The following is a 14,371-nucleotide window of genomic DNA, read 5'->3' on the forward strand; positions in this document are numbered from 1 at the left end:
CAATTATGACCATTCAAACGAAATCATGGGTACGTGATCGAGCAATTTTGGAAAACCAATTTGGAATTCACTTACCAAATGTTGTTGATTATACAGACAATATAAGAGTAGGGGATAGTTCGACTTCACCTGTAACAAGGGCAAATAATTCCATTCCGGGTCAATTTACGACTTATATAGATCCAAATATTATTGATGTCTTAACGGCCCCATGTAAGGCAGCTTCTATATACGGGGAAGCGAAAAAGGGGGATTGGCTACATGATACAATGATGTTTACAGTCGTTGAACCAGCTGGTGATATTGCTGCTTATGGAGATTTTAATCAAGCAGGATATAGTGTCCTTAATACCTCATTTCCCCAGCGTCAACAATTTCTGGTCCAAACTTTTGCAGAATGGGGAGATCGTGAAGAAGGTCGGGCTGCTTTATCTAATATTGATATTGCATCACGTAAAAGAATGGCGGCCGCTTTATTATTAAATCATTGGCAGAATCAGTCTTATTTTTTTGGAGTTTCCAACCTGCAAAATTATGGTGCCTTGAATGATCCCGCTTTACTACCTCCGATTGCGCCCACAATAAAAGGTTCTGGCGGTACGGTTTGGGAGAAGGCTTCAGCTAATGAAATTTATGAAGATATTCAGAAGCTGTACAGACAATTACAGGCGCAAACAAAAGGGATGATTAATCTGGACAATGCCGTTAATATGGATAGTCCATTAAAATTGGTCGTATCTAATGAGATTCAACCCTATCTGTTAAAAACAAATGAACATGGGGTAGGGGTTATGGATTTGTTGAAGAAAAATTTTCCTAATCTTACACAAGTCAGTGCACCTCAATTATCGTTAGAAGGTGGTGAATTGATTCAGCTTTTTGTAGAGAATTATCAAGGTATTGACACTATAACCTGTGCTTTTTCTGAAAAATTAAGAAGTCATGGTATTGTTCGTAAAACTTCTTCTATGGAAGAAAAATTGACACAGGGTTCATGGGGGGCAATCATAACACGTCCTATCCTGATTGCGCAAATGATTGGGGTTTAAAATGGCGGAAACAGTCATAGTAGCCTGTAAATTACCTCATGGGATTATTTTAGAAGTAGGAAAAGAAAAAGTTGAGTTAAAAGGCAGCATGCACTTGGGGCGTCCACAGACTCCTTTTTATATGGCATCCCAAATTGTAGGGTTAACAAAAGTTTCAAGAGATTTCTGGGAGGCATGGGTCAAACAACATGAAAATTTTGCGCCCTACCAAAAAGGTTTCATATTTGCTGCAGATAAAAAGAAAAAAGTTTTAGATGAAGCCAAAGAAAAAGAAACATTGATGCATGGTCTTGAACCGATTGATTCTGCTAAAATGCCAAAGTCGCTGGAACAGGTGAAAGCAGGACAGGCAATATGAATTTACAATCTGATCTGAAACATCAGGAATGTGTGTTTGATTGGTCAGATTGGGCGGCAAGTTTTCCGGAATTGGAGAGTTTTTTTCGCCCTGAAACCATTTATAAAATCGCTGAACGAGCTGCCATTTATTTCAATCCAGGAAAATATAGCGTGGTTTGTTGTTTAAAGGAAAAGCGTATTTTAATGAATTTGCTGGTTTCTCATCTGGTCTGTTTGCAAAAAAAAACTGAAAATGGGGATCAGCTTATAGGATCAATTTCATCGGTGACAGAAGGAAGTGTTTCTCTTCATGTAGATACCAAATCTCATGCAAAAAATAAAATTGATCCTTGGTTGGCACAAACACGTTATGGATATGAATTTTGGGCTTTAACAAAAAAATATCGTAGTACTTTTTATACTAAACCCATTCCTGATCCTCGTCTGCGTATCTTTCCATAAGAGGGAATTATGACAAGGGCTAAAAATAACAATTTTGATAACAAGGAAATAAAATCCAGTTTAAAATATTATTTGCCATCATTAGACTTTAATCATTCAGAATATGAAAAGGAAAACCTTCAATTTTATTCTCTAGATCAAGACAATGCTGAAATTGATGAATCGATAGATTTAAGCAAATTTAAATTCAATGATTGCAATGCTGCTGATGATTATATGGATAAATTCTTGGACGATGCCATAGATATTAATGCTCAATCTATATTCGCTTATGATAATACTAAAGAACATAATCTAGATTATATTATTATTGGCTGTAGAATACCCAACGGTTTAGTTATTAAGGTTGATGGTCAAAACATCCTGTTACGAGGTATTCGGGATATGCCAGGTAAAGATAGCAGACGTTTTTTTGGAAATATTGGCTTTACACGTTTGCCAAGGGATTTATGGAATGAATTTTTAAAATGTCATTCTAAATGGTCTCCATTAGTAAATGGGTCTGTTTTTATTGCCAGTTGTCAGGATGATTGTTCAGATGCATAGTTTCTAAGTAATTTTAATTGTATTTTGCAATAAAATTAAGATTGATTATCAATTTTACATAAAAATATAATTATTTATAGATAAAATCTATAATTTAATAAGTATATAATTTTTAAATCATAAACATTAGTCTATATAAATTTAAAGGAATAGGATTCTATGAAGCTTCATGATATGGTGCGAAGTATGATTGGAATTGTAAATCCTTCTATTACAGGATCGTTATTTCGTTCAAAAGGTTATATTCTAAAAGGAACTCGACAAGAGGCTGTTTATGAAGATCCTGAACCTATTGAATTGCAAGTTCAATCTTTAAAAGGCGATAAGCTGATTCATGGTCATTATGCCAGTGAACAAAATGAAAAACGTGTGGTTTATGCTAATGGACAACTTTACGGCATAGATCGTGTAAGAGGTGTCGGTGGTGATCTTTTGGAATTTCTGGGGCGACGCTGGTTGGTTGTTCAAAGATTAGAAGAGTGGGAAATGTCTGGCTGGTGTAAGGTTTTGGTCGTAGCTCAACTTGATCAACCTGAAAACGATCAAGGAGAACTGGTTATCTATGCTGATGAATAAAACTTAATACATTTTATTGTTATCATGTCATGAATTATTTGTAATAAAAAAGTTTGTCTAGGGTAATTTATTGGAAATTAAATTGACTTTAATTGTAAGATATATTTGTTCTACTAAAATTTATAAGAAGTATTTGCTCTTGTATCATCAATAATATTTTATTCTGAATAAAATTTATTTTTTCAATATCATATACTTATAATTGCTTTCTAAAATAAAGTTTAATAACCTTGATTATAAAACAATTTAAGCAAGGGGCAATAACATGGATGTAATTGCATTATTTAAAGCGGTTATGGTCGGTTTTTTTAGTTTTATGATAGCTGTCGGTGCTGTTTTATCTGTGGTCTCGGCGATTACGAAACAATCTATTACAATGCCTAAGCATGTAAGAAAATTACCGGCTTTTTTAATGTTTGCTGTTATTTTATTGGGAGGTTGGATATTTATTTATTTGGGATTTATCTCCCTGCCGGCAGATAATAGTGTAACGACACAACAAATGATGATGATTTATGCTTATTTATTTGCCTTAATTCCTTCTGTTGCCTTGATGCTTGCATCTTTCGTTTATTATCTTGATGTAAGAAGTGCGGCAAAAAAAGAAGGAAAATCTTAAAATAATAACAAGTTTTCCAATCTTCATGCAAACAATTGAACCACCTTTTTGGGTGGTTTTTTATTCTTAAACACATTCCAAATTAAAAATTAATTATTTCTCATAAATCATTCAAACATTCGAAGTTCAGGCATGCTTGAACTAAGCCTAAATTGCCTGAAACAGGGAATACTAAAATTGGTGTTCGATAATTTTATAAACCAATTCACTATGATAAGGATTACAAATTAATGTCTATACCATTAAATAATATTGTAAGAATTAATCCAAAGGTTTTATCCGTAGGGAACAAGGGAAATGACCTATTTGGTTTGATGCTTACAAGAAAAGAGAATGTTATTCCTGCGGGGATTACATCCATATTTGAAAATGCTGAAGAAATTGGAAAATTATTTGGTTATGATTCAATGGAATATAACCTGGCAACAGTTTATTTTGCTGGATTTACAGATTCTGATCGTGTTGCAACTCAGCTTTATATGGCTTTATACGCTGAAAACAATACAAGCGCTGGTTTGATTGGCGCAACAATGTCGGCTGTCACTTTGGAAGAGTTAAGATCTTTTAAGGGTGATTTACAGATCGTGGTTGATAATAATGAAAAAAATATAGCTGATCCAGATTTTAGCTTTATCAATAGCTTTAGTGAAGCGGCAACAATTTTGGAAAATTTGTTGGGAGTTTCTGTTGTTTATTCATCTGGAAATCAATCCTTTATTATCACATCCGGATTAACCGGACACAATTCTTATGTAAGTTTTGCAACAGGGCAATTGGCTGATCTATTGAGACTTTCAGAAAATCAAGGGGCCAGTTTATCACCCGCAATTGAATCTCCTACACCATCAAGTGTTATTAATACTTTGAGAAAAGAAAACCTAACTTTTTGTTCCGTTTTTCTGACTTGGGAACCTGATGAGGCAGAAGCTCTAACTTTTGCAAAATGGGCTGATTCTATGAAGGATGATGTATGTGTCATTCTTTCTGATAGTTCAAATAAAGCGATAACGGCCAATACCGGAACTTCATTTGCTGAAAAAGTATACTCAGCAAATTACGAGGGTGTTGTATGTGTTTATAACAGTCTTGCACTTTGTGCTTTTATCGCAGGTTATCCTGCGGCATGGGATCTTGAAAAAACCGATGGACGATATAATGCCGCTTTTCGTCGTAGCAGCTTATTAAAAGCCAATGTAACGAATGAAGACATTGCCTTGGCACTTAAAGCGAATGGTTATAATTTCTATGGCGTGTGGGCATCAGCGTCAAATGATTTTGTCTTTATGATGGAAGGTAAAATTTCAGGACAGTATTTATGGTTGGATAGCTGGTATTGTCAGGTATGGATGCGTCGTTATTTTCAAAATTGTTTTATAAAAACCCTATTAGCCAAAGGACAGATTCCATATAATAATGAAGGTAAGGGAATTTTAAGTGCGGCAATCAAACCCGCAATTGATGATTTTATTAAGTTTGGTGCAATACGTTCTGGTATTTATTTATCTGAAGATCAAACGCAAAGTCTTAAACAGGCTGGTCTTAATTTATCTCAAATCAATAATATAACGGCTGTGGGTTATTATCTGAAAATTGATATGGGTAATGTAACACCACAAACCCGCGTTCGTCGTGGTTCGCCTCCCATTAATTTTTGGTATACCGATGGTCAATCCGTTCAACAAATCAACATGAACAGCATAGAGTTACAATAAAATGGCAATAAATAGAACAATTACATCAATCAATACAAAATTAACGCTCATTGCAAGTAATCCATGGGTAAATAATAATATAGCGGATAAAGTTGGTTTGGGATCAACAGCATCAGGTTTTGTTTCACCCTTGATAGGCGTACCATTAAGCTTGGAGGGGTTGACGTCAGATTCACCGTTCAAATTTTCCTCGAAAAGTTTAGTTGAAACAGTAACATCTTTTGAAGGTACTGTTTATGGAGGTTATTTGCCTGATGCGCATCAAGTTGAGCTGGAAATTAATTTTGTCGCAGCTTCTAGTTCTTTGGCAATTTTGCAATCACTGGCAAAAGTAATGCAGGTTCAAAGGGAAGCTTTGAAATTTAATGGAACAATGATTATTCCTTCTTTAGGTAAAAATTATAATTTGAATAATGGCTATCTGACTCAGTGGCAGGCTATACCCAACCATCAAAAAACATTAAGTGCCGTTCCTTGTAAATTTATTTTTGAATCTGTTGATGAAACTGTAGAGGTCTAAGTTTATGGCACGTCGCTCAGTTGAATTAAAAATCCAAGAACCTGGTCGTGATCAAGGTAAATTATTTAAAATCACCGAAATGTCTGCTTTTGATACAGAAGAATGGGCTGAACGCTCGATTAATGCGATTTTAAGAAATGCTAATAAAGAGGATATATCGTTTTTAATACCTTTAGTTTACACTTATGTGCAAGAAGCAACAATAGAATCAAGTTATGAAGAGTTAATGGAGAAAAATGATGAAGGAATGGTAAAAATTCAACAAGCTACTGAAAAATTAGCTGTATATTTGTCTTCATTGTTTTTCAGTTTGCCTTATGATGATTTAAAAATTGTAGTTAAACCCTTGTTTGATTGCTGTAGTATTTATTTGAATCCTGGTCAAAATGATTTGGTAGAGCCAATTTTGAATAATCCTAATCATTATATTGAAGAAGTTTCTACTATTATCGCTTTAAAACGGGAGGCATTTAAGTTACATACGGATTTTTTTACGAGAGACGCCAAGCGGTACTTAGACCTTTTCATAGTTTCGATGGAGCAATTACAGAGCAAAAAGGATATCGATACTACCCAAACATCCCTCAATCAATCGGAGAGGTGATTACTTCAGGTTTTGCTACGCTAAAAGAATTACAATCTGTTTATAGCGTGCGAGATTTGTACCAATTTTTAGAAATAATTTTAATTAATCAATATAATGAAATGATAGCTTCCGAATATATTAAACGGAAGAGTGAACTTGATGAAGTTCTATAGCCATTGCTATAATTTAAGGAAAAATAGGTATGGATAATTCTAATCAACCAGATAATCAGATACAACAATCCTTGTTGGATTCAGTTGCAAAGATGGATCAGGCATTAGAAAAATTTTCTTTAGCTTTTTCTACACATTCATCAGATAATCCGGAATCTTCATCAATCCTTTCAACAAATTTACAAATCATAATTGATAATCAAAATTCTGCGAATGAAAAACTTGATAACTTAAATCAGTTGAATAATTTGTCTAAATTAGGAAAGCTAGATAAACTTGATGATTTAGATATTTTGAAAAATTCATTATATGAAAAGTCCGATCATGATGGAAAGGGAGAATCATTTCTTGCTGCGGTAAGCAAATTAGAAAATTCTTTTGATAGTTTTAAGGGAGCAATTTCCGAACTGGCAGATCGTTTCTTAACGATAAGGGACATAAGTAATATTACAGATGATAATAGTGCAATGCAACAAATGGCTAGCATGACAAATTCATCTGTATCGGATGTTTATCAAGCTGTGAATGTTGGTAATCGTTATGGGGCGAATAAATCTGAAAGTTTGATGTTTTATAAAGAAATGGCGAATATAAATTCTGCCATTTCCACCAATAAAACAAATAGTTTACTTAATTATCCAGAATTACAAGAATTAGATAAGGTAGCTCCCAGTCAGCGAGTTTTACAAAGGGGTGATGACAAGGGGCATAATTTTACTGCACTTGAGCGCTTGGAAAATATTCGTAAGGCTTTAGCCACTTTACAAAAAGTTAATCCGGATCGTGCAAATATTATTGCTAGAAAATTGGCTCATGACAATGTTCATATTTATGATCAATTGACTGCGCCTGAACATGATATTATTGATGCCAAATCAAAAAGAGTTCAAACCCATGGATATCAAAATATATTTTTAGAAGAACAAAAAAATTCTAATTTAGAAGGAAATAACGAAACCAATCAAATTTTATCAGAAGCGTCAAACGCTAGTGCAAAATTAGATAATATTAAAAATCAAAATAACTTATTAGCAGCTGAAAAATCCGCCGGTTACGTTATAAATAAATCGAATTTGGAAAGTGATTTATTAAAAAGGCATGGAGATACAATCGCTTCTGCAAAATCAAAGATAGCTATTACAAATGATGTTAATGATAAGATTGATCTATTAAAAACTGTTTTTACCGCGGTTATAAGTTTTGTAGCAACAATTGCGACATTTAAAGGAGTTTTAGGAAAGGGTGGTTCAGGATTGGCAAATATTGCCAAATCCTTACTGAAGAATGGTAGTAAAGCTGATAAATTTATTTCTAAAATACCTGAAATTGGTGCTATAGGTAAAAAAGCTGGTGGATTAGGTAAAATATGGAATAAAGTTTCTGGTATAAGTGCTTTCAAAAAGGGAAATGGTTCCGTTATAGGGAGTATTGGTCATACAGCTTTGAAAATTCCGGGAATATTCGGATTAACTGGAGGAGTAAAGGCTGTTGGGGATGAGTTAGAGCATGTTGTAACTAAGATTCCTCATTTTGGTAATGCTGGTCGCATGATGGGAAAAGTTGCAGCTTTTGGTGCACGTCATATATTACCTAAAATAGCAGGTTTATTTGCTGGGCCTGCTGGGTGGGCTTTTGATGCGGTGTCATTAGGTTATGATTTGTATAGTTTGTATAACTACATGACAAGTAAAAATAGTAAGGCTGCATCTCCTTCTTTGAAAAAACCAATACTCGCTTCTTCTAAGGTTAATCAGTCAGGCAATACCATCGCGGTGGGTGTGGGTGGTACAGCTGTTGGAATCGAAGCATATAAAGCCTATCAAAGTACGATTGGTAATTCACAAAAACATTCTTTATCATCAGGTAATGATAATGTTCAAATGAGTAAACTACTGGCAAATGATGGACAAATAAATAAGGTTAATCCTTCTTTTAATAAGATAATAAATTGCATGACTAATAATAATCAGCAATATCGAATTAATATTATTGTACAACCCTCAAGTGCTGATCCCATGATGATAGCACAACAGGTAAAACAGCAATTGAGCCTTAGTTTTCCATTTTCTAACGCGGTACAATCTTACAAAGCTATCAATTGTTGAAAATTTACTTATTAAAAAACGAAAAAATATAATCTTAATTTTTATTTATTCAAGATAATTTTATAATATTTATAAATATTCTTTTAAATTTAAATAATTTATTTGTTGGTTCTAATTTAAAAGGGCCTCGATATTGGAGGATGTTATGGCTATAAAAATAGGGGCTGATAATATTTTGTCCTCTTATGCCCAGAGTGCTGGGTGGAAGCTATTAAATCAATTGGTTAATACAGATTCCAAATTCGGTTTTTTCGATAAAAATGGAAATCCATTTTATGAAACCGGATTAAAAAAAAATGAAATAAAAATCTTAAATAAAACATTAAGTTTTTCTATGGGCAATAATGTAGCCGAGGCAGGGGTTATTTATTTAAAGTATAAAAAAGAATATAAAACTTCAACTGCACCTGTCGAAGGTGGAAAAGTTGTCGCATATAATCTGGTAGAGCAACCCAGAACGGGACAAGTCACTTATGTTTCAACAGGAACTCAAAAACAACGGAAATTATTTGAGGATGCTTTGGAACATGCTGAAAATTCCACAAATGTATATATTTTGCATACAGCGGAACGTTTGATTAACAATGTTAAAATAACTGCTCATTCTGTTGAACGAAATTCATCAAAAGGTTTTCAACTTGTACGATACTTAATTGATTTTCAGGAAATTATATCCACACCAAAGAATATTACCATTAAAAATGCGCTAGCCTATTCTAACGACAGTGTAAGTCAGGGAACAACTCAACCTCATGCTTTAAATGGTAATCAGAAACAAGCGGCTAACAAAAGCCAAAAACCTTATTAGTAAGATTGATAGGTAATAATACGAAATGCAACTTATACAGATTTCACCTATTGAGGCTCAGCAGTTTATTCTTACTCTTGAGGGAATGGATTATCGTTTTCGCCTGTTGGATAGAGGAAATGTTGGTGTGTTCCTTGATGTTTATTATGGTGCAGTACCATTATTAACAGGAATTTTATGTCTGGATCGGGTTCGATTAATTCGTTCTGCTTATCTTGAATTTCCTGGAGATTTAATGTTTGTTGATCAGCAAGGATTTAATCATCCATCTTATAAAGATTTTGGTAATCGTTATCTGCTTTATTATCTCGAAAGTGGAATTGATGATGGGATAGGTATATAATGCTATCATCCTATGAAGAGAAAATCACTGTTATTGGTCATCGTCCTACTTTTACTACCTTTCATAAACGTTATTTAAAATTTGAATTTGTAATGGGAGTGGATGAAAATAAACGACAAAAAACGTTTGCAGATGGAAAATTAATCCTTTCGGTCGAACATCTTAAAGCGAAAGTTTCTATTAATTATCAGGGAGGGGAGAGTCTTCCGGAATGTCAATGCACGATTTATAATATGGATGAGCATTGGATCAATCAATTATCAACATTGGGTCAATATAAAAAAGAGTCAAATGGGTTTGGCAATTATTTGATCATATATGCAAGTCTGGAAAACAGTTCCGATAAAAAAATTATATATAATAAAATATTTGAAGGCGGTATAACAGTTGCTTATGCAGATTATGGCAGTGCACCTGATCTTGCTTTCCATGTGAATGCAATGGTTGCAGCAGGATTAAATTTGACTCCAGCTAAATCCATTTCATTCAAAAATAAAACACCTGTCGCAACTGTTGTGCAAACAATTATTGATAAATATAATGCATCTCTACCCTATTCTAATGGGATAGGAAGATTGAGTTTTAAAAATTATGGTGTTAATGCCGTTTTAAACAATCCCAATTATCATGATGATTTAATTGAACAAATTCGATTATGTACAAGAGATACGAAAACCCGTTTTACATTTCAGGATCAGATTTGCAAAATCTTTCCTGAAAATATGACATTAAATGATTATGAACGTAGACTAGAAACTAATGATAGTAATAATGATAAGATAGAAGCTGTAGAAATTTCTTCCAGGAATATTTCTGTCAATAATGGAATGATCGGTTATCCTGCCTATTCAGATAGAGGTATCACTGTTCGAAGTATTTTTAATCATTCAATTCGATTTGGAGAAGAAATAGCTCTTAAATCAGAATATATTAAAAATGTTAATGGAGTATGGCGATATATGGTTTCATTAAAACATGAATTATCCTGTTATACACCTGATGGGCCATGGTTTACAAATATTGAATTGCAAAAAGATTTTTCTAAAAAAGATAAAAAAGGACATATTGGCTAATGATGAATCCCAATAAAGGAAATAGCGTTCTTAATACGTTATGGACTATGATGGATAATGCAATCAGTCGTGTTTTTACTGCTATGCCGGTACAAGTATTATCTGTTGATACCGAAAAACGGCTTCTTGATGTAATTCCGATGCTCGCGATGTTGGATAATGAAGGAAAGGCAGTAGATCATGCGCAAATCAGTAATATTCCTTATGCAAGACAACAGGCTGGAGATTATGGAATCATTATTGATCCTCAAATAGGTGATAAGGGCATTGTTATTTTTGCTGCAAGGGATATTTCAAATGTTGTTTCTAGTCGTAAAAAACATATTCCGGCAAGTTATCGTAAACATTCTATATCAGATGCCATTTATATAGGATCCCTTTTAAATGAAGAACCAAGAACATGGTTAAAAATCACTGATGGTAATCTGGAGATGGCCATTGCGCCTGCGTCAAAACAATCCCCCACTACTTTCGTGAATATAAGGGATCAGGACGTAGAAATATTTTTATCTAATGGTACCGATGTAAAAATAAAAGATGATAAACTTCATATCAAAGCTTCGGATATTAATATAGAAGGTAATGTCAATATAAATGGTCAGGTCAATATTTTGGGAGAAACATCCATTATTGGTGAGACTTCAATTATAGGGAACACTTTAATTACAGGTGCCGCTCAAACGACAGGAGATACTGTTATTGATGGAATTTCTTTTCTTGAACATGTTCATGGAAATGGTAATAAGGGCCAGGATACTACCCAACCTAAAAATTAGATTTAAAATTTTTAATATATTCAAAAGGTTATTTTTTATTATTAATTATCATAAATCATATTCTATTAAAAAATTAATTTGAAATATTAATAACTTTATTAACCACTCTTTTGAGTGGTTTTTTTTGAGGTTGAAAATGGAATTATTATTAACTGAGGATTGGGATTTGCTGGTTGATAGAAATGGAAATATAGCAACTGTAAATGATGGGTTTGCCATTGCTCAACAGGTTGCTAACGAAATAAAATTGGAAGAGGGTGAGGGATGGTATGATGTGAACCAGGGAACACCATATTTTGCTAAAATATTGGGGGTTAATCCAAATTGGGGATTAATTAAGAATATTTTATTGGATCGTGCTGAAAATGTTGATGGTGTTATCCGTGCTGACATGGATTTGTATGTTGATAAACAAAGGGCCTTGCATGGAAACATTTATTTAATCATTGATACAAAGAGCGGGGAACAATTAAATGTCGTTTTCTGACGATGACAATATTAATGCAAGAAATATCTCACCAGTTCAGCTGAGAAATTTACCGATTGTTAAAGATGTCGACACGAACATCCCTTCATTAAAATGGGGGGGACAATCCACATCAGACCATGACAAAGAATGGGGTAATACAGGTATCATATTGCCTGAAGAGCAGGATATTCTTGCAGGCGTTATTGAAGATTTTCAGAATGCCTTTAATAATCAATTAAAGTTCTTCAATAATCAAAATGAATTTTTATTATCAACCCCACAGGGCCAACTTGCAACCTCTATGGCCGCGATAATTTCAGATCGTAACCGTTTATTGGCATATTATGTAAATCAGGTTGATCCATCTTATGCTACAGGTCGAATGCAAGATGGTATTGGTCGGATTTATTTTATTGAACGTATAAAAGCCAAAGCGACTACTGTTACCGGTATCTGTCGAGGTCAAAAAGATGTTTTGATTTCGGCAGGAACTAAAGTGCAGGATGGTGATGGAAATTTATATGAAGCGGATCAAAATTATATAATTGGTGAAGATGGCACAGTAGCTGTAAATTTTGTTTGTTTGCAAAAAGGTCCAATCAATTGTCCAGCGCATAGTTTACAAATGTATCAGCTTATTCCCGGGTGGGATAATGTTGATAATCCTACAGAAGGTATCATTGGTAATAATGTTGAAAGCCAAGCACAGTTTGAACAAAGGCGGCGACAGTCCGTCGCTTTAAATTCTGTAAATAGTGTGGATAGTATTATGGCAGCTTTACTGAATTTAAAAAATGGCAATGGTAGCAGTGTTTGTGAAGATGTTTATGTTATTGATAATGATTCGGGAGGAGGTGTGAATAAAAACGGTTTTTTTTTAAAACCGCATAGTCTTTTTGTTTGTGTCTCTGCACCAGATGATGATTGGAGTAAACAATTAATTGCACAAACTATATGGAAGAAAAAACCACCGGGTTGTGATATGAATGGCGATCAAATAGTCGTCATTCAGGACCAGAGTGGGTTATATTCAACACCTCCGAAATATACTATTTGTTACGCTAATGCAAAAAGAATTCCGATCAGGTTAAAAATTACTTTAGCAAGACCACAGTTCTTACCAAAAAATGCGGTTGATCAAATAAAAACGGCAATTATAAAAGCTTTTACAGGTAATGATGGATCGAAAAAACCTAGAATTGGAAGTGAAATTCTAGCATCCAGTTTTTATGCACCTGTGCAGAGATTGGGGAGTTGGATCAGCATCATAACCTTATTTATTGGACGAGAAATTGCCAGTTTTTCGTTGGTTCAAATGAATATTGATGAAATGCCTACATTGAATAAAGATGATGTAGAGGTAGTGTTTAATGGATGAATCGGTATTTTTTGATGAAAATAAACCCCCTTTATGTCTTGATTATCATGAAACAGTTATTGCGCAATATGCTAATTCACCCCGTTTACTTGCGTTAATAAGATCATTTAGTGAGGCGATGAAAATCTGTGTTTTTTTTAGTGATTTTTATGAAAATATTTGGGATTTGAATACTGCCACAGGTAAAGGACTAGATATTTGGGGGCAGGTGGTTGGTGTTAATCGTACTGTAAAAACCCTTACGGGTTTCTTTTGGGGATTTAATGAGGAAACTTTATTATTGGCACGTCCGTATCACGATTTAACAGGTTTTAATGACTCCTTATCTTCAATAGAAGATCGTCGTACGGCTTGGGGTATGTTTCGTGATTACCAAGAGTTAGAGGGTGAAATCACATTTACAGATAAAAACTTTAAAAAGTTAATTTTCGCAAAGGCTCATGCGAACGTGAGTAATTACAATACATCAGATCTCAATTTTATTTTGATGTATATTTTTGGATACAATGAAAATGGGGAAAAAAATAATCATGAAATATATGTTCGAGATAATTTTGATATGTCGATAACTCTCATTTTAAATTGGCTGCCTAGTACTGATGAAGTGGCTATTATCATGAATGCAGGTTTATTGTTCAAACCAGCTGGGATCTCGTTGAAGGTTGATATTCAGTCTAAATAATTAACAAATAAATATTAAAGGACAAAAAATGTCTATTCAAAGACCTGGAAAGCTTTTCTCCTCTAAATGGGCAGAAAAAGGCGAGCGTTTTGATATTGTTGAATCTGGTGCAGATCATCGAAATGGACGTGCGGATATTGAAAAAGGTTTTCCAA

At 33.9% G+C, this 14,371-nt stretch carries 17 protein-coding genes; all 17 read left to right on the forward strand.

What is annotated here, in order from left to right; all coding sequences use genetic code 11:
* Positions 1-5 precede the first annotated feature (5 nt).
* On the forward strand, positions 6-1,049 hold the full coding sequence (locus GM552_RS02065; RefSeq protein WP_196424675.1) for a major capsid family protein: 1,044 nt from the start codon (positions 6-8) through the stop codon (positions 1,047-1,049).
* 1 nt (position 1,050) lies between these two features.
* On the forward strand, positions 1,051-1,407 hold the full coding sequence (locus GM552_RS02070; RefSeq protein ID WP_110439477.1) for a hypothetical protein: 357 nt from the start codon (positions 1,051-1,053) through the stop codon (positions 1,405-1,407).
* Complete coding sequence (locus GM552_RS02075; RefSeq protein WP_110439478.1) at positions 1,404-1,850, forward strand: DUF4054 domain-containing protein; 447 nt, start codon at positions 1,404-1,406, stop codon at positions 1,848-1,850. The genes GM552_RS02070 and GM552_RS02075 overlap by 4 nt, the downstream gene beginning before the upstream one ends.
* A 9-nt stretch (positions 1,851-1,859) precedes the next feature.
* Complete coding sequence (locus tag GM552_RS02080) at positions 1,860-2,396, forward strand: hypothetical protein (RefSeq protein WP_155565060.1); 537 nt, start codon at positions 1,860-1,862, stop codon at positions 2,394-2,396.
* Between the two features lie 159 nt (positions 2,397-2,555).
* Positions 2,556-2,972, forward strand: coding sequence for a hypothetical protein (locus tag GM552_RS02085; protein WP_155565061.1), 417 nt, complete (start codon positions 2,556-2,558; stop codon positions 2,970-2,972).
* 265 nt (positions 2,973-3,237) lie between these two features.
* Positions 3,238-3,591, forward strand: a complete 354-nt coding sequence (locus GM552_RS02090; protein WP_155565062.1) for a hypothetical protein — start codon at positions 3,238-3,240, stop codon at positions 3,589-3,591.
* 230 nt (positions 3,592-3,821) lie between these two features.
* Positions 3,822-5,303, forward strand: coding sequence for a DUF3383 family protein (locus tag GM552_RS02095; RefSeq protein ID WP_155565063.1), 1,482 nt, complete (start codon positions 3,822-3,824; stop codon positions 5,301-5,303).
* Position 5,304: 1 nt separating this feature from the next.
* A complete protein-coding gene (locus GM552_RS02100; protein ID WP_110439483.1) occupies positions 5,305-5,823 on the forward strand; it encodes a phage tail fiber protein in 519 nt (172 codons plus the stop codon).
* A gap of 4 nt (positions 5,824-5,827) precedes the next feature.
* Entirely contained in the window at positions 5,828-6,427 is a 600-nt protein-coding gene (locus GM552_RS02105; RefSeq protein ID WP_122123179.1) for a hypothetical protein, read from the forward strand.
* A 184-nt stretch (positions 6,428-6,611) separates the two neighbouring features.
* The gene (locus GM552_RS02110; RefSeq protein ID WP_155565064.1) at positions 6,612-8,687 is read left to right on the forward strand and encodes a hypothetical protein; all 2,076 of its coding nucleotides are present in this window, start codon (positions 6,612-6,614) and stop codon (positions 8,685-8,687) included.
* Between the two features lie 145 nt (positions 8,688-8,832).
* Entirely contained in the window at positions 8,833-9,495 is a 663-nt protein-coding gene (locus GM552_RS02115; RefSeq protein ID WP_122123183.1) for a phage baseplate protein, read from the forward strand.
* A 25-nt stretch (positions 9,496-9,520) separates the two neighbouring features.
* Entirely contained in the window at positions 9,521-9,838 is a 318-nt protein-coding gene (locus GM552_RS02120; protein ID WP_110439487.1) for a phage baseplate plug protein, read from the forward strand.
* The gene (locus GM552_RS02125; RefSeq protein WP_155565065.1) at positions 9,838-10,911 is read left to right on the forward strand and encodes a baseplate hub protein; all 1,074 of its coding nucleotides are present in this window, start codon (positions 9,838-9,840) and stop codon (positions 10,909-10,911) included. The genes GM552_RS02120 and GM552_RS02125 overlap by 1 nt, the downstream gene beginning before the upstream one ends.
* A complete protein-coding gene (locus GM552_RS02130) occupies positions 10,911-11,687 on the forward strand; it encodes a Gp138 family membrane-puncturing spike protein (protein ID WP_155565066.1) in 777 nt (258 codons plus the stop codon). Before GM552_RS02125 ends, GM552_RS02130 begins: the two co-directional genes overlap by 1 nt.
* 136 nt (positions 11,688-11,823) lie before the next feature.
* Positions 11,824-12,174: a hypothetical protein gene (locus tag GM552_RS02135; RefSeq protein ID WP_110439490.1), complete on the forward strand. Its 351-nt coding sequence runs from the start codon at positions 11,824-11,826 to the stop codon at positions 12,172-12,174.
* Entirely contained in the window at positions 12,161-13,534 is a 1,374-nt protein-coding gene (locus tag GM552_RS02140) for a baseplate J/gp47 family protein (RefSeq protein WP_155565067.1), read from the forward strand. Before GM552_RS02135 ends, GM552_RS02140 begins: the two co-directional genes overlap by 14 nt.
* Complete coding sequence (locus GM552_RS02145) at positions 13,527-14,216, forward strand: DUF2612 domain-containing protein (RefSeq protein WP_155565068.1); 690 nt, start codon at positions 13,527-13,529, stop codon at positions 14,214-14,216. The genes GM552_RS02140 and GM552_RS02145 overlap by 8 nt, the downstream gene beginning before the upstream one ends.
* The last annotated feature ends 155 nt before the right edge of the window (positions 14,217-14,371 follow it).

The organism is Commensalibacter sp. ESL0382, from assembly GCF_009725775.1.
Lineage (GTDB): Bacteria > Pseudomonadota > Alphaproteobacteria > Acetobacterales > Acetobacteraceae > Commensalibacter > Commensalibacter melissae.